The following is an 18,611-nucleotide window of genomic DNA, read 5'->3' as shown; positions in this document are numbered from 1 at the left end:
ATGACGGACGCTCCCCTCGACGACGATCCGGCGCTCACGCGCCCCGACTCCCTGCACAGCTGGCACGACGACTGGAGCGGCCTCCGCGTCGCCGTCCTCGGTCTCGGCCGCACGGGCTTCTCGGTCGCGGACACCCTCGTGGAGCTCGGCGCGGACGTGCTCGTGGTCGCCTCCGACGCGTCGCCCGAGCGCCTGGCGCTGCTCGAGGTCATCGGCGGGCGCCTCGTGCGGCCGACCGAGGAGGAGCCCGTCCCCGCGGAGCTCGCGGAGTTCGCGCCCGAGCTCGTCGTCGTCTCGCCCGGCTACGCGCCCACCCATCCGCTGCCCGCATGGGCGCTCGAGGCGGGCATCCCGCTGTGGGGCGACATCGAGCTGGCCTGGCGCGTGCGCGACAAGACCGGGACGCCCGCCGAGTGGATCACCATCACCGGCACCAACGGCAAGACCACGACCACGCAGCTCACCGCCGCGCTCCTGCAGGAGGGCGGCGTGCGCGCGGTCCCGTGCGGCAACATCGGCCTGCCCGTGCTCGACGTCGTGCGCCACCCGGACGGCTTCGACGTGCTCGTGGTGGAGCTGTCCAGCCACCAGCTGCACTACATGCGCGAGGTGCGCCCGTACGCGAGCGCGTTCCTCAACCTGGCCGACGACCACCTCGAGTGGCACGGATCCCGGCAGGCGTACGCCGCCGCGAAGGGCCGGGTCTACGCGGACACGCGGGTCGCCTGCGTCTACAACCGCGCCGACCGCGCCACCGAGGATGCGCTCCGCGACGCCGACGTGCAGGACGGCGCGCGCGCCATCGGCTTCGGCCTCGACGCGCCCGGCCCGAGCGACCTCGGCATCGTCGACGGGATCCTCTGCGACCGCGCGTTCCTCGAGGAGCGCTTCACGAGCGCGCTCGAGCTGACCACGCTCGACGAGCTGCGCGCGGTGGGCCTGGCCGCGCCGCACATCGTGCAGAACATCCTCGCGGCGGCCGCGCTCGCGCGCTCCTACGGCGTCTCGCCCGCGGTCGTGCGCCAGGCCCTGCAGCGCTTCGAGCTCGACAGCCACCGGATCGAGCGCGTCGGGGAGCGGGACGGCGTCGCGTTCGTCGACGACTCCAAGGCGACGAACCCGCACGCGGCGTCCGCGTCGCTCGCCGCCTTCCCGTCGGTGGTCTGGGTCGTCGGCGGCCTGCTCAAGGGCGTCGAGCTCGACGAGCTGATCCGCGCCCACGCCGCCCGGCTGCGCGCCGCCGTGGTGATCGGCGCCGAACGCGCCGAGGTGCTCGCGGCATTCGCGCGACACGCGCCCGACGTGACGGTCCTCGAGGTGGCCGAGAGCGACACTGGGGACGTCATGCGGGCCGCGGTGCGGCTCGCGGCGGGCGTGGCAGAGCAGGGCGACACCGTCCTGCTGGCCCCGGCGGCGGCATCCATGGACCAATTCACCGACTACGCCGACCGCGGGCGCCGATTCCGCGCCGCGGTCGACCACCACCTGGGAGGTGCGGCGGATGACACTGCCCCCGAGAACGACGCGGACCCCTCGCGCGGCTGACGCGTCGGGCCCCCGCGGCCCGCGCACCCCGTCCGCACCCGCCGACGACGCGCAGGAGGGCACGCAGCGCCGCGGGCTCGCCGCGCGGATCAGCCTCGGCCGCGCCTTCCACGCGGAGAGCGGCGCCTACTTCCTCCTGCTCGGCACGACGCTCTTCCTCGTGGTCTTCGGCCTCGTGATGGTGCTGTCGTCGTCGAGCATCGACTCCTTCGTCGCCGGCGGCGGCTTCTTCGGCATCTTCCTCAAGCAGGGCATGTTCGCGCTCATCGGGGTGCCGCTCATGCTGCTCGTCTCGCTCGTGCCGCCCATGTTCTGGAAGCGCTGGGCGTGGGTCCTGCTGCTGGCCGCGTCCGCCGTGCAGCTGCTCGTGTTCGGCCCCATGGGCGTGAAGGTCGGCGAGAACGTCGGCTGGATCCGCATCGCCGGCACCACGTTCCAGCCCGCCGAGCTCATCAAGGTGGGGCTCGTCATCTGGCTGGGCTTCATCCTGTCGAGGAAGCGCCACCTGCTGCGCACGTGGCCGCACATCCTCATCCCCGTGCTCCCGGTCGCGGGCGGGGCCGTGGGCCTCGTCGCGCTCGGCGGCGACCTCGGGACGGTCATCATCATGGCGAGCATCGTGCTGGGAGCCCTGTTCTTCGCGGGGATCCCGATGGGCAAGCTCACGCTCATGCTCACGATCGGCTCCGTGCTCGCGGTGCTCATGACCGTCATCAGCGACAGCCGCATGCGCCGCGTCACCGAGTTCCTCACCGGCCAGTGCGACTACGCGGGCGGCTGCTGGCAGTCCACGCACGGCCTGTACGCGCTGGCCGCGGGCGGCGTCTTCGGCGTGGGGCTCGGCAACTCGAAGGCCAAGTGGATGTGGCTGCCCGAGGCCGACAACGACTACATCTTCGCCATCATCGGCGAGGAGCTCGGCCTCATCGGCGCGATCGTCGTCATCCTCCTGTTCGTGGTGCTCGCCATCGGGTTCATCCGCGTGATCCGCGCGAACACCGACACGTTCGCGCGCGTCGCCACTGGCGCCGTCATGACCTGGATCATCGTGCAGGCCTTCGTGAACATCGGCGTGGTGCTGAACCTGCTCCCGGTGCTCGGCGTGCCCCTGCCGTTCGTGTCGTCGGGTGGATCGTCGCTCGTGACGACGCTCGTCGCGATGGGCATCGTGCTCGGCTTCGCCCGGAGGCCCACGACGGAGGAGTCGCCGGACGTCATCCCGGCCGTGATCGGCATGCGCTCGTGACGGTCTACCTGCTGGCCGGCGGCGGCACCGCGGGGCACGTCAACCCGCTGCTCGCGGTCGCCGACGAGCTGCGGGCGCGCGAGCCGGAGTCGACGATCCTCGTGCTCGGCACGCGCGAGGGCCTCGAGGCGCGCCTCGTCCCGGCCCGCGGCTACGAGCTGCTCACCATCGCCCGGCTGCCCTTCCCGCGCCGGGCGGACCGGGCCGCCGTCGCCTTCGCGCCCGCGTTCGCGCGCGCCGTCGGGCAGATCCGCCGCATGATCGCCGAGCGCGGCGTCGACGTGGTCGTGGGCTTCGGCGGCTACGCGGCCGCGCCCGCGTACCTCGCCGCGCGTCGCTCCCGCGTCCCCGTCGTCGTGCACGAGGCGAACGCGTCGCCCGGCCTCGCCAACCGCCTGGGCGCCCGCGTGGCCACCGCCGTCGGCATCACGTTCCCGGGCACCGCGCTCGGACCGCGCGCGCAGGTCGTCGGCATGCCGCTCCGGCGCGAGATCGCCACCCTCGACCGGGCCGCCGTCCGCGACGCCGCGCGCGCCGAGCTCGGCCTCGACGCCGACCGGCCGACGCTCCTCGTCACCGGCGGATCCACGGGCGCCCGCAGCCTCAACCGGACGGTGGTGCAGGTGGCCGAGCGCATCACGGCGACCGGTGCGCAGATCCTGCACATCGTCGGCGGCGCGCAGGAGTTCACCGACCCGGGGGTCGAGCGCTACCACGTGGTCGGCTACTCCGACCGGATGGAGCTCGCCATCGCCGCGGCCGACCTCGTCGTCTCGCGCGCGGGCGCCGGCGCGCTCTCGGAGCTCACGGCCGTGGGCCTCCCCGCGGTCTACGTGCCGTACCCGGTCGGCAACGGCGAGCAGGCGGTCAACGTCCGCGGCGTCGTCGCGGCGGGCGGCGGCATCGTCGTGGACGACGCCGACTTCACGCCCGACTGGGTGCTCGCGCACGTGCTCCCGCTCCTGTCCGATCCGGCGGCGCTCGCGCGCATGTCCGAGGCCGCCGCGTCCGTGGGCGGCCGCGACGGCGCCGCCCGCATGGCCGACCTCGTGCGCGACTCCGCCGACGGCCGCCCGTCCCGGGTCGCCTCCCCGCGCTGACCGCGCCGCCGCCCGCCCCGCTTCCCACCCTCCCGAGGAGACCGCACGTGATCGCACCCGACCTGACCATGGACATCCCGACCGAGCTCGGCCGCGTCCACTTCGTGGGCATCGGCGGGTCCGGCATGAGCGGCATCGCGCGCCTGTTCCTCGCCGCGGGCCACCGCGTCACCGGATCCGACTCGCGCGACTCCGACGCCGTGCAGGCGCTCCGCGAGCTCGGCGCCGAGATCCACGTCGGCCACGACGCCGCGCACGTGGGCGACGCCGAGGCGCTCGTCGTCACGGGCGCGCTCTGGCAGGACAACCCCGAGTACGTGCTCGCGAAGGAGCGCGGCCTGCCGATCCTGCACCGCTCGCAGGCGCTCGCCTGGCTCATCAGCGGCCAGCGCCTCGTCGCGGTCGCGGGCGCGCACGGCAAGACCACGTCCACCGGCATGATCGTCACGGCGCTGCTCGAGGCCGGCCGCGACCCCTCGTTCGTGAACGGCGGCGTGATCGGCGGGCTCGGCGTCTCCAGCGCCCCCGGATCCGAGGAGCTCTTCGTCGTCGAGGCCGACGAGTCCGACGGCTCCTTCCTCCTCTACGACACGGCCGTCGCGCTCATCACCAACGTCGACGCCGACCACCTCGACCACTACGGCTCGCACGAGGCGTTCGACGACGCCTTCGTCCGGTTCGCGAGCGCGGCGTCGGAGCTCGTCGTGATCTCCAGCGACGACCCGGGCGCGCGGCGCGTCACCGCCCGCATCGAGGGCCGCATCGTCACGTTCGGCGAGGACCCGGACGCCGACGTCCGGATCTCCGACATCGTCACCGACGGCCCCGTCGCCTTCACGATCACCCACGAGGGCGTGTCCCGCCGCGCCGCGCTCCGCGTCCCCGGCCGCCACAACGCGATCAACGCGGCCGGCGCGTACGCCGTGCTCGTCGGCCTCGGCGTGGATCCCGACGACGCGATCGCGGGCCTCGCCGGCTTCTCCGGCACCGGCCGTCGCTTCGAGCTGCACGCGGAGGTCCGTGGCGTGAGCGTCTACGACGACTACGCGCACCACCCGACCGAGGTGCGCGCCGCGCTCTCCGCCGCGCGGACCGTCGTCGGGGCGGGCCGCATCATCGCCGTGCACCAGCCGCACCTCTACAGCCGCACGCAGCTGATGGCGGGCGACTTCGCGCGCGTCTACGAGGAGCTCGCCGACCACACCATCGTGCTCGACGTCTTCGGCGCACGCGAGGACCCGATCCCCGGCGTCACCGGTGCGCTCGTGACGGAGCGGTTCGCGGACGCCGCCCGCGTCGACTACCTGCCCGACTGGCAGGAGGCCGCCGACCGCGTCGCGGAGATCGCGCGGGACGGCGACCTCGTCGTGACGCTCAGCTGCGGCGACGTGTACCGGATCATCCCGCAGGTGGTCGACGCGCTGGCGCGCCCGACCGAGCCCGCCGCGTCCCCCCGGCCGCTCGAGTGAAGCGGCCCGAGGGCTTCGACCGGCCCCGGGTCCCGCGTCCGCCCGCGCCCGACGCGCCTGCGGCCGGCGCCGGGGCACCGGCGTCGCGCCGACGCGGCTCCCGCCCGGCCTCCCCGCCCGCATCCGCCTCTCCCGACCCCGCGTCCGACCCGGCCCGTCCGTCCGCGCCGGCCCCGCAGCGCCCGACGGCCCAGCGCCCGACCGCGCCGCGCCCGGTCCCGCCGCGCCCTGTCACGGCGCCCGCCGCGCCGCGGACCGACGCCCGCCCCGGCACAGGCACGCCCGCGCGCTCGGCCGCCACGCCTCCCTCGGCCGGGCGCCCCTCCGCCCCGTGGCGCGACGACGACGAACCCGACACCGAGCCGATCGTCCTCCCGCACCTGGCGGAGGCGCCCGTCAGCGCGCCTCCCACGCCGAGCACCGGTCGGGAGCCGGCCGCCTCCCGTGCGGGCGGCATCGCCGGACGCCTCGGCCGACGGGCGCGCGGTGCCGCCGAGGCCGCCGGATCCCGGGCCGCGAAGCCGCTCCGCCGCCGCACCCGCGGGGAGGGCGACGCCGAGCCGACGCCCCGCGCCCACCGGCCCGCGCGTCCGGCCAGCGCGACCACGGGAGACGCCGAGGCGCGTCGCCAGCTCCGCCGCGCCCGCCGCGAGCGCCAGCGCTACGAGCGCCAGGAGGTCCGCCGCTTCACGCAGCGCACGCGGCGTCGCCGCGCCGGTCTCCTCGGCGCGCTCGGCGCGTTCCTCGTCCTCGCGATCGTCGTCGGCATCGCCGTCTACTCGCCGCTCCTCGCCCTGCGGACCGTCGAGGTCGAGGGCGCCGACCGCGTCGCGCCGGACAGCATCCAGGCCGCCCTCGCCGACCAGGTCGGCACGCCCCTGCCTCTCGTCGACCTCGGACGGGTGGGCGACGAGCTGCGCGCCTTCCCGCTCATCCGCAGCTACAGCACGGAGAGCCGGCCGCCGTCGACCCTCGTGATCCGCATCGTCGAGCGCACGCCCGTCGCCGTGATCCAGTCGGGCGCGGGATTCGACCTCGTCGACCCCGCGGGTGTCACCATCGAGCGCGCCACCGCGCGTCCGGACGGCTACCCCCTCATCGACCTGCCGAGCGCCGGCCTGTCCAGCCCGCGCTTCCGAGCCGCGACGGCGGTGCTCGTCGCGCTGCCCGCCGACTTCCTGCCGCAGGTCGACAGCATCCAGGCCAACACGACCGACGACGTGATGCTCGTGCTCCGCAGCGGCAAGAAGGTGCTGTGGGGGAGCGGGGAGCGCTCGACGGAGAAGGCGCAGGTGCTGCAGGCCCTCGTGAAGGCCCGCGGCGACGTCGGCTCCTACGACGTCTCGGCGCCCGACGCGCCCGTCGCGGGTCCCTGAGCGACCGGGTGTGGCGACACGCGGCGCGCCGGTCGCCGCACCCGCCCCACGCCCCCTAACGTCGGGATCAGGAAATGCATACTGAGTAAACTCTAAGCCTCCACCGGAGGTCGAAGGTTCTAGCGGAGGCCCGTCGTGTCGAACAACCAGAACTACCTCGCCGTCATCAAGGTCGTCGGCATCGGCGGTGGCGGCGTCAACGCCGTGAACCGCATGATCGAGCTCGGTCTGCGGGGCGTGGAGTTCATCGCGATCAACACCGACGCGCAGGCCCTGCTCATGAGCGACGCGGACGTGAAGCTCGACGTCGGACGCGAGATCACGCGCGGCCTCGGCGCCGGCGCCGACCCCGAGGTCGGCCGACGCGCCGCCGAGGACCATGCGGAGGAGATCGAGGAGGCCCTCGCGGGCGCCGACATGGTCTTCGTCACCGCGGGCGAGGGCGGCGGCACCGGCACCGGCGGCGCGCCCGTCGTGGCCCGCATCGCGAAGTCGATCGGCGCGCTCACCATCGGCGTCGTCACGAAGCCGTTCGGCTTCGAGGGCAAGCGCCGCTCCGCGCAGGCGGAGCTCGGCGTCGCGACGCTGAAGAACGAGGTCGACACGCTCATCGTCGTCCCGAACGACCGCCTCCTGGAGATCAGCGACCGCGGCATCAGCATGCTCGAGGCCTTCGCCACCGCCGACCAGGTGCTCCTCGCCGGCGTCCAGGGCATCACCGACCTCATCACCACCCCCGGTCTCATCAACCTCGACTTCGCCGACGTGAAGTCGGTCATGCAGGGCGCCGGATCCGCGCTCATGGGCATCGGCTCGTCGCGCGGCGCCGACCGGTCGATCAAGGCGGCCGAGCTCGCGGTGGCGTCGCCCCTGCTCGAGGCCAGCATCGAGGGCGCGCACGGCGTGCTGCTCTCCATCCAGGGCGGGTCGAACCTCGGCATCTTCGAGATCAACGACGCGGCCAAGCTCGTGCAGGAGGCCGTGCACCCGGAGGCGAACATCATCTTCGGCGCGGTCATCGACGACACCCTCGGCGACGAGGTGCGCGTCACCGTCATCGCCGCGGGCTTCGACGGCGGCGAGCCGTCGGCCAAGGTCGAGAACCGCCGCAGCGGATTCGTCGCCGCCGGCGGGGGAGCGGTCACCGTCCCCGAGGCCGTCGAGTCCGCGCCGTCGCGCCCGCAGGCCGAGGCGCCCGTCGCGGCCGTCCCGGCGAGCGACCCGACGTTCGAGGACGACGGCGACGACCTGGACATCCCCGACTTCCTGAAGTGAGCGACGCTCCGCTGACCGGCGGCGCGCACGCGTCGGACGCCCACCCCGGCGAGGCCCACCCCGGCCTCGCCGAGCGGTGGGCGTCCGTGCGCGCGCAGGTCGCCGACGCCGTCCGCGAGGCGGACCGCGATCCGGCCGAGGTGACCACGATCGTCGTCACCAAGTTCCAGCCCGTGTCGCTCCTCAGCGCCCTCGTCGACCTCGGCGTGCGCGATCTCGGCGAGAGCCGGCACCAGGAGGCGCAGGGCAAGGCCGCCGAGCTCGCGGGGCGCGACGTCGCCTGGCACTTCGTCGGGCAGCTCCAGGGCAAGAAGGCGCGCCAGGTGCGGCGGTACGCCTCCGTGATCCACTCCGTCGACCGTCCCTCCCTCGTGGACGCGCTGGCATCCGAGGAGGAGGGGACCCGCGTCTTCCTCCAGGTCAACCTCACGGACGACCCGGCCCGGGGAGGCGTCCCGCCCGCCGAGGCGGAGGCCCTCGCGGAGCACGCCGCGGCCGCGGCCGGCATCCGGGTGCTCGGGGTCATGGCGGTCGCGCCCGACGACGGCGAGCCCCGCCGCGCGTTCGCCCGGCTCCGCGGCATCTCGGACGACGTGCGGCGCATCCTGCCCGACGCCCGCGCCATCTCCGCGGGCATGTCCGGCGACCTGCGCGAGGCGCTGCTCGAGGGCGCGACACACCTACGGATCGGGTCGGCAATCACGGGAAAGCGACCCGACCGCCCTTAATGTCGGAGGTGCGGTCCGGTTCGTCAGGCCGAAACGGAAAGAGGAATGATGGCCAACCCACTTCGCAAGACCATGGTGTACCTGGGACTCGCCGACGAGGAGCTCGACTACCAGCAGCAGCCCACGCAGCAGCAGTCGCCCGTGCAGGCCGTCCCCGCGCCGGCGCCCGCCCCGCAGCAGCGCGAGCAGCAGCAGGCGAAGCGCGCACCCGTGACCCCCCTGCACAAGCCCTCGACCATCACAAGGAATGCGGCGCCGGCTGAAATGAACGAGATCCTCACCGTCCACCCCAAGGCCTACAAGGACGCGCAGGTCATCGCCGAGAACTTCCGCGAGGGCGTGCCGGTCATCATCAACCTGTCGCAGATGACGGACGACGACGCGCGCCGCCTCATCGACTTCGCGAGCGGCCTCTCCATCGGCCTGTACGGCAAGATCGAGCGCGTCACGAGCAAGGTGTTCCTGCTCTCGCCGTCGCACGTCGCCGTCTCCGGCGAGCAGTCCGCCACCGAGGCCGAGGTCGAGGCCTCCTTCTTCGGACGCTGATCCGCTCCAGCACCGCTCTGGCGGGCGTCGACGGGACCTCCCATCGACGCCCGCCATACTTGTCTCCGTGATCATCGTCTCCCTCGTCGCCACCGTCGTGTGGTTCGCCCTCCTGGCGTTCATCATCTGCATGTGGGGGCGCTTCGTCCTCGACCTCGTGCAGTCGCTCTCGCGGGAGTGGCGTCCGCGCGGCGCGATGCTCATCGTCGCCGAGGCGTCCTACACGGTGACCGACCCGCCCATCGGCTTCGTGCGCCGGCTCATCCCGCCCCTGCGCCTCGGTCCGGTGGCGCTCGACTTCGGCTGGATGATCACGATGCTGGTCGCCATCATCCTGTTCAACGTCGCGCGCGGCTTCATCGGGTAGGCGCCGCCCCTCCGTCCGCGGATCGCGGCCCGAGTCCCCGGACCCGGGCGATCCGCTGGTAGCGTTGAGGCGCACGTTGTCCCGAATCCCCGTCCGCGCCCGCGGACCCCGCTCTACGCACAAAAGAGGTGGCAGGCCATGGCTCTCACTCCTGAAGACGTCGTCAACAAGCGTTTCCAGCCGACCAAGTTCCGCGAGGGATACGACCAGGACGAGGTGGACGACTTCCTCGACGAGGTGGTCGTCGAGCTGCGACGCCTCCACCAGGAGAACGAGGAGCTGCGCCAGCGCCTCTCCTCCGGCGAGTCCGCCCCCGCCGCCACCACGGCCATCGAGACCCCCGCTCCCGCCGCGGTCGAGCAGGCGCCCGTCGTCGTCGAGCCGGAGCCCACCCCCGAGCCCGAGCCGGCTCCCGTCGTCGTGTCGGCGCCCGTCGCCGCCCCCGCGGACGAGGACGACGAGACGTCGAGCACGAGCAGCCTGCTCAAGCTGGCCCGCAAGCTGCACGAGGAGCACGTCCGCGAGGGCGTCGAGAAGCGCGACGCGCTCGTCGCCGAGGCGCACGCCACCGCCGCCCGCATCGCCGCCGAGGCCGAGGCCGAGCAGCGCTCCAAGACCGCCGTGCTGGAGAAGGAGCGCCAGGTCCTCGAGGGCCGCATCGACGAGCTCCGCACCTTCGAGCGCGAGTACCGCACGAAGCTCAAGGGCTACATCGAGGGCCAGCTCCGCGAGCTGGACGCCGCCGGATCGACCGAGGCGCCCGCCACCGCCTCGTTCCCCGGCTACTCGGGCAACTAGCACCCGCACCACCCGCGCGCCCGACGGCGGCGCGGGACCCGGCTCGCACGAGCCACGAGGGTCCCGCGTCGCCGTCGTCGTTCGCGCGGCCCGTCGTCCCCGCACCGGAAGAGGCACCACCCGATGGAGCACCGCACCATTCCCGTCCCCGACGGCCTCGACGGGCAGCGCGTCGACGCGGGCCTCGCCCGCCTCCTCGGCTTCTCCCGCAGCTTCGCCGCCGAGGTCGCGGAGGCGGGCGGCGTCACCCAGGACGGCCGCGAGGCCGGCAAGTCCGATCGCCTCGTGGGCGGGTCCATGCTCGCCGTCAGCTGGCAGCCGAAGCGGGAGCCGTCGGTCGTCCCGCTCGCGGTGCCCGACCTCGGCATCGTGCACGACGACGACGACCTCGTCGTGGTCGACAAGCCCGTCGGCGTCGCGGCCCACCCGAGCGTCGGCTGGACCGGGCCCACCGTCCTCGGCGCCCTGGCCGCGGCCGGGTTCCGCCTCAGCACCTCCGGCGCCGAGGAGCGGCAGGGCATCGTGCACCGGCTCGACGCGGGCACGAGCGGGCTGATGGTCGTTGCCAAGACCGAGCGCGCGTACACCGAGCTCAAGCGCCAGTTCCACGACCGCGAGGTTGAGAAGATCTACCACGCGGTCGTCCAGGGGCACCCGGATCCGCTGGCGGGCACCATCGACGCCCCCATCGGCCGCCACCCGCGCAGCGACTGGAAGTTCGCGGTCACGGCCGACGGCAAGTCGTCGGTCACCCACTACGAGACGCTCGAGGCGTTCCGCCGGGCGGCCCTACTCGAGGTGCACCTCGAGACCGGCCGCACCCACCAGATCCGCGTGCACATGGCCGCGCAGCGCCACCCCTGCGTCGGCGACGCGATGTACGGCGCCGACCCCGTGCTCTCGGCGCAGCTCGGCCTCGGGCGGCAGTGGTTGCACGCGATGCGGCTGGAGATCACGCACCCCGCCACGGGCGACCGCGCGTCCTTCTCGAGCACGTACCCGGCCGACCTGCGGCACGCCCTCGAGGTCCTCCGCGACTGACGCCCGACACGCCCGAGGCGCCTCCGGGGGCCTGCCTATGATGGCCCCACCGCCCATCCATGAGTAGAAGAGACCCGTGCCCCGCAACGACTCGTTCGTCCACCTCCACGTCCACAGCGAGTACTCGATGCTCGACGGGGCGGCCCGCGTGGGACCGCTCGTCCAGGCCGCCGTGGAGCAGAAGATGCCCGCCGTCGCCATCACGGACCACGGCAACGTGTTCGGCGCCTTCGACTTCTGGAAGCAGGCGAAGAACGCGGGCGTGAAGCCCATCATCGGCACGGAGGCGTACATCACGCCGGGCACGCACCGCGGAGATCGCACACGCGTGCGCTGGGGCGACGGCGGCCGCGACGACGTCTCCGGATCCGGCGCCTACACGCACCTCACGATGCTCGCCGAGACCACGGAGGGCATGCACAACCTCTTCCGGCTGTCGTCGCGCGCTTCCCTCGAGGGCTACTACTTCAAGCCCCGCATGGACCGCGAGCTCCTCAGCACGTACGCGAAGGGCCTCATCGCCACCACCGGCTGCCCGTCGGGCGAGGTCCAGACGCGCCTGCGGCTCGGCCAGTACGACGAGGCCGTGAAGGCCGCGAGCGACTACCGCGACATCTTCGGGGCGGGCAACTACTTCTGCGAGATCATGGACCACGGGCTCGGCATCGAGCGCCGCATCATGAGCGACCTCCTCCGCCTCGCGAAGGACCTCGACCTCCCGCTCGTCGCCACGAACGACCTGCACTACACGCACGAGCACGACGCGACGAGCCACGCCGCTCTCCTGTGCGTGCAGTCCGGCACCACCCTCGACGACCCGAACCGCTTCAAGTTCGACGCCGACGAGTTCTACCTGAAGACCGCACAGCAGATGCGGCACCTCTTCCGCGACCACGAGGAGGCGTGCGACAACACGCTGCTCATCGCGGAGCGCTGCGACGTGCAGTTCAACGAGTCCGCCAACTACATGCCGCGCTACCCGGTGCCCGAGGGCGAGAGCGAGCAGACCTGGTTCGTGAAGGAGGTCGAGCGCGGCCTCGTCCGGCGCTACCCGCGCGGCTTCTCGGACGACGTGCGCAAGCGCGCCGACTACGAGGTCGGCGTCATCGCGCAGATGGGCTTCCCGGGCTACTTCCTCGTCGTCGCGGACTTCATCAACTGGTCGAAGGAGAACGGGATCCGCGTGGGCCCCGGCCGTGGATCCGGCGCAGGCTCCATGGTCGCGTACGCCATGGGCATCACCGACCTCGACCCGCTGGAGCACGGCCTCCTCTTCGAGCGGTTCCTGAACCCGGACCGCGTCTCCATGCCCGACTTCGACGTCGACTTTGACGACCGTCGCCGCGGCGAGGTCATCCGGTACGTGACCGACAAGTACGGCGACGAGCGCGTCGCGCAGATCGTCACGTACGGCACCATCAAGGCCAAGCAGGCGCTCAAGGACTCCAGTCGCGTGCTCGGCTACCCGTTCTCCATGGGCGACAAGCTCACGAAGGCCATGCCGCCCGCGATCATGGGCAAGGACATCCCGCTGTCGGGCATCCTCGACACCGACCACCCGCGCTACCGCGAGGCCGGCGACTTCCGCGAGGTGCTCGCGATGGACCCGGAGGCGCAGAAGGTCTTCGAGACGGCGCAGGGCATCGAGAACCTCAAGCGCCAGTGGGGCGTGCACGCGGCCGGCGTCATCATGTCGAGCGAGCCGCTCATCGACATCATCCCGATCATGAAGCGGGAGCAGGACGGCCAGATCGTCACGCAGTTCGACTACCCCGCGTGCGAGTCCCTCGGCCTCATCAAGATGGACTTCCTGGGGCTGCGCAACCTCACGATCATCGACGACGCGCTGAACAACATCGAGTCGAACCGCGGCGAGAAGCTCGTGCTCGAGGACCTGGGCCTCGACGATCAGGGCGCGTACGACCTCCTGGCCCGGGGCGACACGCTCGGCGTCTTCCAGCTCGACGGCGGCCCCATGCGCTCGCTGCTGCGCATGATGAAGCCGGACAACTTCGAGGACATCTCGGCCGTCATCGCGCTGTACCGACCGGGCCCCATGGGCGCGAACTCCCACACGAACTACGCGCTGCGGAAGAACGGTCTGCAGGAGATCACCCCCATCCACCCGGAGCTCGAGGAGCCGCTCCGCGAGGTGCTCGGCACCACGCACGGCCTCATCGTGTACCAGGAGCAGGTGATGTCGGTCGCGCAGAAGCTCGCCGGCTTCACGCTCGCGCAGGCCGACCTCCTCCGCCGCGCCATGGGCAAGAAGAAGAAGTCGGAGCTCGACAAGCAGTTCGCCGGGTTCTCGCAGGGCATGGTCGACAACGGGTACTCGATGGCCGCGGTGAAGGCGCTGTGGGACATCCTGCTGCCGTTCTCCGACTACGCGTTCAACAAGGCGCACTCGGCGGCCTACGGCGTCGTCTCCTACTGGACCGCGTACCTCAAGGCGCACTACCCGGCCGAGTACATGGCGGCGCTCCTCACGAGCGTCGGCGACTCCAAGGACAAGATGGCGCTGTACCTCAACGAGTGCCGCCGCATGGGGATCAAGGTGCTGCCGCCGGACGTCAACGAGTCCATCGGCTTCTTCGCGGCCGCCGGCGCCGACATCCGCTTCGGCCTGGGCGCCGTGCGCAACGTCGGCGCCAACGTGGTGGAGGCGCTCCGCGGCGCCCGCACCGAGCAGGGCGCGTTCGAGTCGTTCGACGACTTCCTCAAGAAGGTGCCGCTCCCCGTGGCGAACAAGCGCACCGTGGAGTCGCTCATCAAGGCCGGCGCGTTCGACTCGCTGGGTGACACGCGCCGGGCGCTGCTCGAGGTGCACGAGGGCATGATCGACGCGTCCGTGAGCGACAAGCGCGCCGCGATGAACGGCCAGGTCGGCTTCGACTTCGACAGCCTCTGGGACGAGCCGCAGCACGCGCGCAAGGTGCCGGAGCGGCCGGAGTGGGCGAAGCGCGACAAGCTCGCGTTCGAGCGCGAGATGCTCGGGCTCTACGTGTCCGACCACCCGCTCGCGGGGCTCGAGATCCCGCTGGCGAAGCTCGCCTCCACGGGCATCGCCGAGCTGCTCGCGACCGACGCGTCGATGGACGGCGAGACGGTCACGCTGGCGGGCCTGCTCACGAGCGTGCAGCACCGCACGGCGCGCAACTCCGGCAACCAGTACGGCATGGTGCAGCTGGAGGACTTCGGCGGCGAGATCACCTGCATGTTCATGGGCAAGGCGTACCAGGAGTTCGCTCCAGCGCTGCAGAGCGACACCGTCGTGGTGATCCGCGGCCGTGTGTCCACGCGCGACGACGGCATGAACATCCACGCGTTCTCGATGTTCCAGCCCGACCTCGGGCAGAGCCTCGGCTCCGGTCCGCTGCTCATCAGCCTGGCGGAGAACCGGGCGACGACCGAGACGGTCATGGGCCTCAACGACGTGCTGATCCGGCACTCGGGCGACACCGAGGTGCGTCTGCAGCTCGTGAAGGGCGACAACGGGCGCGTCTTCGAGATCCCGTACCCGGTCACGGTGAGCGCCGACCTCTACGGCGAGCTCAAGTCGCTGCTCGGGCCGAACTGCCTGGGCTGATCCGCGGCCCGGGCGCCTCGGGACCTCGGACGGCGTCCTCTCGGGCGGCGGCCTCTCAGGCGTCGGCGCCGGGGCGCAGGTAGCGCCGCGCGTGGTAGACGAGCGGCTCGTCCTCGACGCCCGCGCCGCCGTCCTCGATGCGCACGACCACGACGATCGCGTCGTGGACGTGCACGCGCTCCACGATGCGGGCGACGAGCAGGGCGGTGCCGCCGTCGAGCACCGGCAGGCCGTGCGGGCCGGAGGACCAGTGGTCGCCCGCGAAGCGCTCGGCAGCGGGGCCGCTGAGGCGCTCCGCGAGGGGCCGGTCGCGCGCGCCGAGCACGTGGATCGCGACGTGCTCGGCGGTCCCGATCGCGGCGGCGCTCGATGCCGTGCGCGCGAGGCTGAAGCTCGCGAGCGGCGGATCGGCCGACACGGAGGCGAGCGATGTCGCCGTGAAGCCGACGGGGGAACCCTGGGCATCGCGCGTCGTGACGACCGCGACGCCCGCGGCATGGCGCCGGAACGCGGCGCGGAAGGCGGCCTGGCCCGGGGCCTCGGAGAGCGTGGTGGCGGGGTGCGCGTCCATGCCTGGAGACGCTAGCCGCCCGAACCGCCCGGCGCCCGCTCGGTAGACTTCCGGAGTCATGATGCGCATCCAGGACCTCCGCGGCACCACGCCCAGCACCGCCGACCTGCTCGACCTCCTCCCGCGTCCGGTCACCGACGTCGCCGTCGCGCTCGACGTGGCGCGCGAGCTCGTCGAGGACGTCCGCACCCGGGGGAGCGCCGCCCTCCTCGACCAGGCGGAGCGGCTCGACCGGGTCCGCCCCGACGCGCTGCGCGTGCCCGCCGAGGCGATCGCCGCGGCCGTCGACGGCCTCGATCCCGACGTCCGGGCCGCCCTCGAGGAGGCCATCCGCCGCGTGCGCCTCGGGTCCGCCGCGCAGGTCCCGCCGGAGACCACGACCACGGTCGTGCCCGGCGGGACGATCGTGCAGCGCTGGCAGCCGGTCCGCCGGGTCGGCCTCTATGCCCCGGGCGGCAAGGCCGCCTATCCGTCGAGCGTCGTGATGAACGTCGTCGCCGCGCAGGTCGCCGGCGTCGCGAGCATCGCGCTGGCCTCGCCCGCGCAGGCAGCGCACGGCGGATCCGTGCACCCCGCGATCCTCGGCGCCGCCGGGCTCCTCGGCGTCGACGAGGTCTACGCGATGGGCGGCGCCGGGGCCATCGGCGCCTTCGCGCACGGCGTCGCCGACATCGGCCTCGAGCCCGTCGACGTCGTCACCGGGCCCGGCAACATCTACGTCGCAGCCGCCAAGCGCGTCGTGCGCGGCGTCACCGGCATCGACTCGGAGGCCGGCACCACCGAGATCCTCGTCATCGCCGACGCGCACGCGGACGCCCGGCTCGTGGCCGCCGACCTGGTGAGCCAGGCGGAGCACGACGAGATGGCCGCGTCCGTCCTCGTCACCGATTCGCCCGAGCTCGCCCGGGCGGTGGACGCGGAGGTCGAGGCGCTGGCCGCCACGACCGCGCACTCCGCCCGCGTCGTCCAGGCGCTCACCGGTCCGCAGTCGGCGATCCTCGTGGTCGACGACCTCGCGACCGCGGCGCGCTACAGCGACGCGTACGGCCCCGAGCACCTCTCCGTCCAGACCGCTGACCCGGATGCGCTGCTCCCGCACCTCCACAGCGCCGGGGCGATCTTCCTTGGCCCGCACTCGCCCGTGAGCCTCGGCGACTACCTCGCCGGCTCCAACCACGTGCTCCCCACCGGCGGCCAGGCGCGGTTCGGCTCGGGCCTCGGCGCCTACACGTTCCTGCGCCCGCAGCAGGTCGTGCGCTACGACGCGGATGCGCTGCGCGAGGCCGAGCCGATGATCGTCGCGCTGAGCCGCGCCGAGGACCTCCCGGCCCACGGCGACGCGGTGACAGCCCGCCTCCGGGGCTGACGTATCCTGGGCACACGATGTTCTGCCCCTTCTGCCGCCACCCCGACTCCCGCGTCGTCGACTCCCGCACGAGCGACGACGGGCTGTCGATCCGCCGGCGTCGGCAGTGCCCCGAGTGCGGCCGCCGCTTCAGCACCACGGAGACCGCGAGCCTCAGCGTGATCAAGCGCAACGGCGTGGTCGAGCCGTTCAGCCGGGAGAAGATCGTCACCGGCGTGCGGAAGGCCTGCCAGGGCCGGCCCGTCACCGATACCGACCTCGCGGTCCTCGCGCAGCGCGTGGAGGAGGCGATCCGGGCCACCGGCGCCTCGCAGATCGAGGCGAACGACATCGGCCTCAGCATCCTGCCGCCGCTCCGCGAGCTCGACGAGGTCGCGTACCTGCGCTTCGCCAGCGTCTACCAGGGCTTCGACTCGCTCGACGACTTCGAGTCGGCCATCGCGCAGCTCCGCGTCGCCCACGCCGCGTCGGCCGACTCCGACGCCCTCTGATCGCGCTCCGCGCGCCGGAGCGCTCGGCCGGGGTGCGCGTCCGCACCCGCTAGCCTGGTGCCGATGTATCCCCTCCTCTTCCGCACGGTCCTGTCGCGCATGGACCCGGAGGACGCGCACCACCTCGCGTCCACGGCCATCGCCCTCCTCCCGCCGTCCGGCTTCGGCTGGATCGCCCGGCGGCTGACCGCACCGGATCCGTCACTCGCGGTGGACGCCCTCGGGCTCCGCTTCCCCTCGCCGTTCGGGGTCGCCGCGGGCTTCGACAAGGACGCGCTGGCCGTGCTCGGCCTGGGCCAGCTCGGCTTCGGCCACGTCGAGGTCGGCACGGTCACCGCCCTGGCGCAGCCGGGCAACCCGCGGCCGCGCCTGTTCCGCCTCATCGAGGACCGCGCCGTGATCAACCGGATGGGGTTCAACAACGGGGGAGCGGCCGCCCTCGCCGACCGCCTCCGCCGCCTCCGCGCGCGGCGCGACCGGCCCGTCATCGGCGTCAACATCGGCAAGACGCGCGCCGTCGCGGTCGAGGACGCCGTGGCGGACTACGTGCGTTCGACGCGGCTGGTCGCCCCCGTCGCCGACTACCTCGCCGTCAACGTCAGCTCGCCGAACACCCCCGGCCTCCGCGGGCTCCAGGAGGTCGAGCTCCTCCGGCCGCTGCTCACGAGCATCCGCGACGCCGCCGACGGCGTGCCGGTCCTCGTGAAGATCGCCCCGGACCTGCAGGACGCCGAGGTGGAGCGCATCGCCGGGCTCGCCACGGAGCTGGGGCTGGCCGGCGTCATCGCCACGAACACCACGCTCTCCCGTGCGGGCCTCCGCACGAATGCCGACGTCGTCGCGGCGGCCGGGGCCGGCGGCCTGTCCGGCGCGCCGCTGGCCTCGCGCGCGCTCGAGGTGCTGGGGATCCTGCGCCGGGTGCTGCCGGACGATGCGTGCATCATCTCGGTCGGCGGGGTCGACACGGCCGAGGACGTGCAGGCGCGCATCGACGCGGGAGCCACCCTCGTGCAGGGCTACACGGCGTTCCTCTACCGCGGGCCGCTCTGGGCCCGATCGGTCAACGCCGGGCTCGCGCGGATCCGCCGCGGCCGCTGACGGCC

At 73.1% G+C, this 18,611-nt stretch carries 16 protein-coding genes; 15 read left to right on the top strand and 1 reads right to left on the bottom strand.

What is annotated here, in order from left to right; translation table 11 throughout:
* The 12 genes from murD (at position 1) to dnaE (ending at position 15,080) form a co-directional block, all read left to right on the top strand.
* The gene (murD, locus tag ACU4ZT_RS09820; RefSeq protein WP_270981732.1) at positions 1-1,545 is read left to right on the top strand and encodes a UDP-N-acetylmuramoyl-L-alanine--D-glutamate ligase; all 1,545 of its coding nucleotides are present in this window, start codon (positions 1-3) and stop codon (positions 1,543-1,545) included.
* The gene (ftsW, locus tag ACU4ZT_RS09815; protein WP_063072117.1) at positions 1,502-2,791 is read left to right on the top strand and encodes a putative lipid II flippase FtsW; all 1,290 of its coding nucleotides are present in this window, start codon (positions 1,502-1,504) and stop codon (positions 2,789-2,791) included. Before murD ends, ftsW begins: the two co-directional genes overlap by 44 nt.
* Positions 2,788-3,891, top strand: a complete 1,104-nt coding sequence (gene murG, locus ACU4ZT_RS09810; protein WP_445337086.1) for an undecaprenyldiphospho-muramoylpentapeptide beta-N-acetylglucosaminyltransferase — start codon at positions 2,788-2,790, stop codon at positions 3,889-3,891. The genes ftsW and murG overlap by 4 nt, the downstream gene beginning before the upstream one ends.
* Before the next feature lie 47 nt (positions 3,892-3,938).
* On the top strand, positions 3,939-5,360 hold the full coding sequence (gene murC / locus ACU4ZT_RS09805; RefSeq protein WP_445337085.1) for a UDP-N-acetylmuramate--L-alanine ligase: 1,422 nt from the start codon (positions 3,939-3,941) through the stop codon (positions 5,358-5,360).
* Complete coding sequence (locus ACU4ZT_RS09800) at positions 5,357-6,736, top strand: cell division protein FtsQ/DivIB (protein WP_414763432.1); 1,380 nt, start codon at positions 5,357-5,359, stop codon at positions 6,734-6,736. Before murC ends, ACU4ZT_RS09800 begins: the two co-directional genes overlap by 4 nt.
* Before the next feature lie 135 nt (positions 6,737-6,871).
* Positions 6,872-8,011, top strand: a complete 1,140-nt coding sequence (gene ftsZ, locus ACU4ZT_RS09795) for a cell division protein FtsZ (protein ID WP_414747876.1) — start codon at positions 6,872-6,874, stop codon at positions 8,009-8,011.
* A complete protein-coding gene (locus ACU4ZT_RS09790; RefSeq protein ID WP_081234899.1) occupies positions 8,008-8,739 on the top strand; it encodes a YggS family pyridoxal phosphate-dependent enzyme in 732 nt (243 codons plus the stop codon). Before ftsZ ends, ACU4ZT_RS09790 begins: the two co-directional genes overlap by 4 nt.
* 48 nt (positions 8,740-8,787) lie before the next feature.
* Complete coding sequence (locus tag ACU4ZT_RS09785) at positions 8,788-9,285, top strand: cell division protein SepF (RefSeq protein WP_445338652.1); 498 nt, start codon at positions 8,788-8,790, stop codon at positions 9,283-9,285.
* A gap of 67 nt (positions 9,286-9,352) precedes the next feature.
* Positions 9,353-9,652, top strand: coding sequence for a YggT family protein (locus ACU4ZT_RS09780; protein WP_063071130.1), 300 nt, complete (start codon positions 9,353-9,355; stop codon positions 9,650-9,652).
* 138 nt (positions 9,653-9,790) lie between these two features.
* Positions 9,791-10,450: a DivIVA domain-containing protein gene (locus ACU4ZT_RS09775; protein ID WP_063071131.1), complete on the top strand. Its 660-nt coding sequence runs from the start codon at positions 9,791-9,793 to the stop codon at positions 10,448-10,450.
* Positions 10,451-10,573: 123 nt separating this feature from the next.
* Positions 10,574-11,491 (top strand): RluA family pseudouridine synthase, encoded by a 918-nt coding sequence (locus ACU4ZT_RS09770; RefSeq protein WP_445337084.1) that lies wholly within the window; start codon positions 10,574-10,576, stop codon positions 11,489-11,491.
* Positions 11,492-11,618: 127 nt separating this feature from the next.
* The gene (gene dnaE / locus ACU4ZT_RS09765) at positions 11,619-15,080 is read left to right on the top strand and encodes a DNA polymerase III subunit alpha (protein ID WP_063071184.1); all 3,462 of its coding nucleotides are present in this window, start codon (positions 11,619-11,621) and stop codon (positions 15,078-15,080) included.
* Positions 15,081-15,135: 55 nt separating this feature from the next.
* Here the strand turns inward: dnaE and ACU4ZT_RS09760 are convergent, their stop codons facing one another.
* Positions 15,136-15,651, bottom strand: a complete 516-nt coding sequence (locus ACU4ZT_RS09760) for a flavin reductase family protein (RefSeq protein ID WP_414747878.1) — start codon at positions 15,649-15,651, stop codon at positions 15,136-15,138.
* A 61-nt stretch (positions 15,652-15,712) separates the two neighbouring features.
* Between ACU4ZT_RS09760 and hisD the strand changes: the two genes are divergently transcribed.
* The 3 genes from hisD to ACU4ZT_RS09745 all read left to right on the top strand — a co-directional run bounded on the left by hisD (position 15,713) and on the right by ACU4ZT_RS09745 (position 18,606).
* Positions 15,713-17,017 carry a histidinol dehydrogenase gene (gene hisD, locus ACU4ZT_RS09755; protein WP_414748242.1) on the top strand — a complete coding sequence of 435 codons (1,305 nt, stop codon included), beginning with the start codon at positions 15,713-15,715 and terminating at the stop codon, positions 17,015-17,017.
* A 17-nt stretch (positions 17,018-17,034) separates the two neighbouring features.
* A complete protein-coding gene (nrdR, locus tag ACU4ZT_RS09750) occupies positions 17,035-17,508 on the top strand; it encodes a transcriptional regulator NrdR (RefSeq protein WP_445337083.1) in 474 nt (157 codons plus the stop codon).
* Positions 17,509-17,571: 63 nt separating this feature from the next.
* Positions 17,572-18,606, top strand: coding sequence for a quinone-dependent dihydroorotate dehydrogenase (locus tag ACU4ZT_RS09745; protein WP_445337082.1), 1,035 nt, complete (start codon positions 17,572-17,574; stop codon positions 18,604-18,606).
* Positions 18,607-18,611: the final 5 nt, after the last annotated feature.

Source organism: Clavibacter davisi, assembly GCF_052751415.1.
Note: the sequence above shows the minus strand (reverse complement) of the source record. Positions and strands in the feature narration are given on the sequence as shown.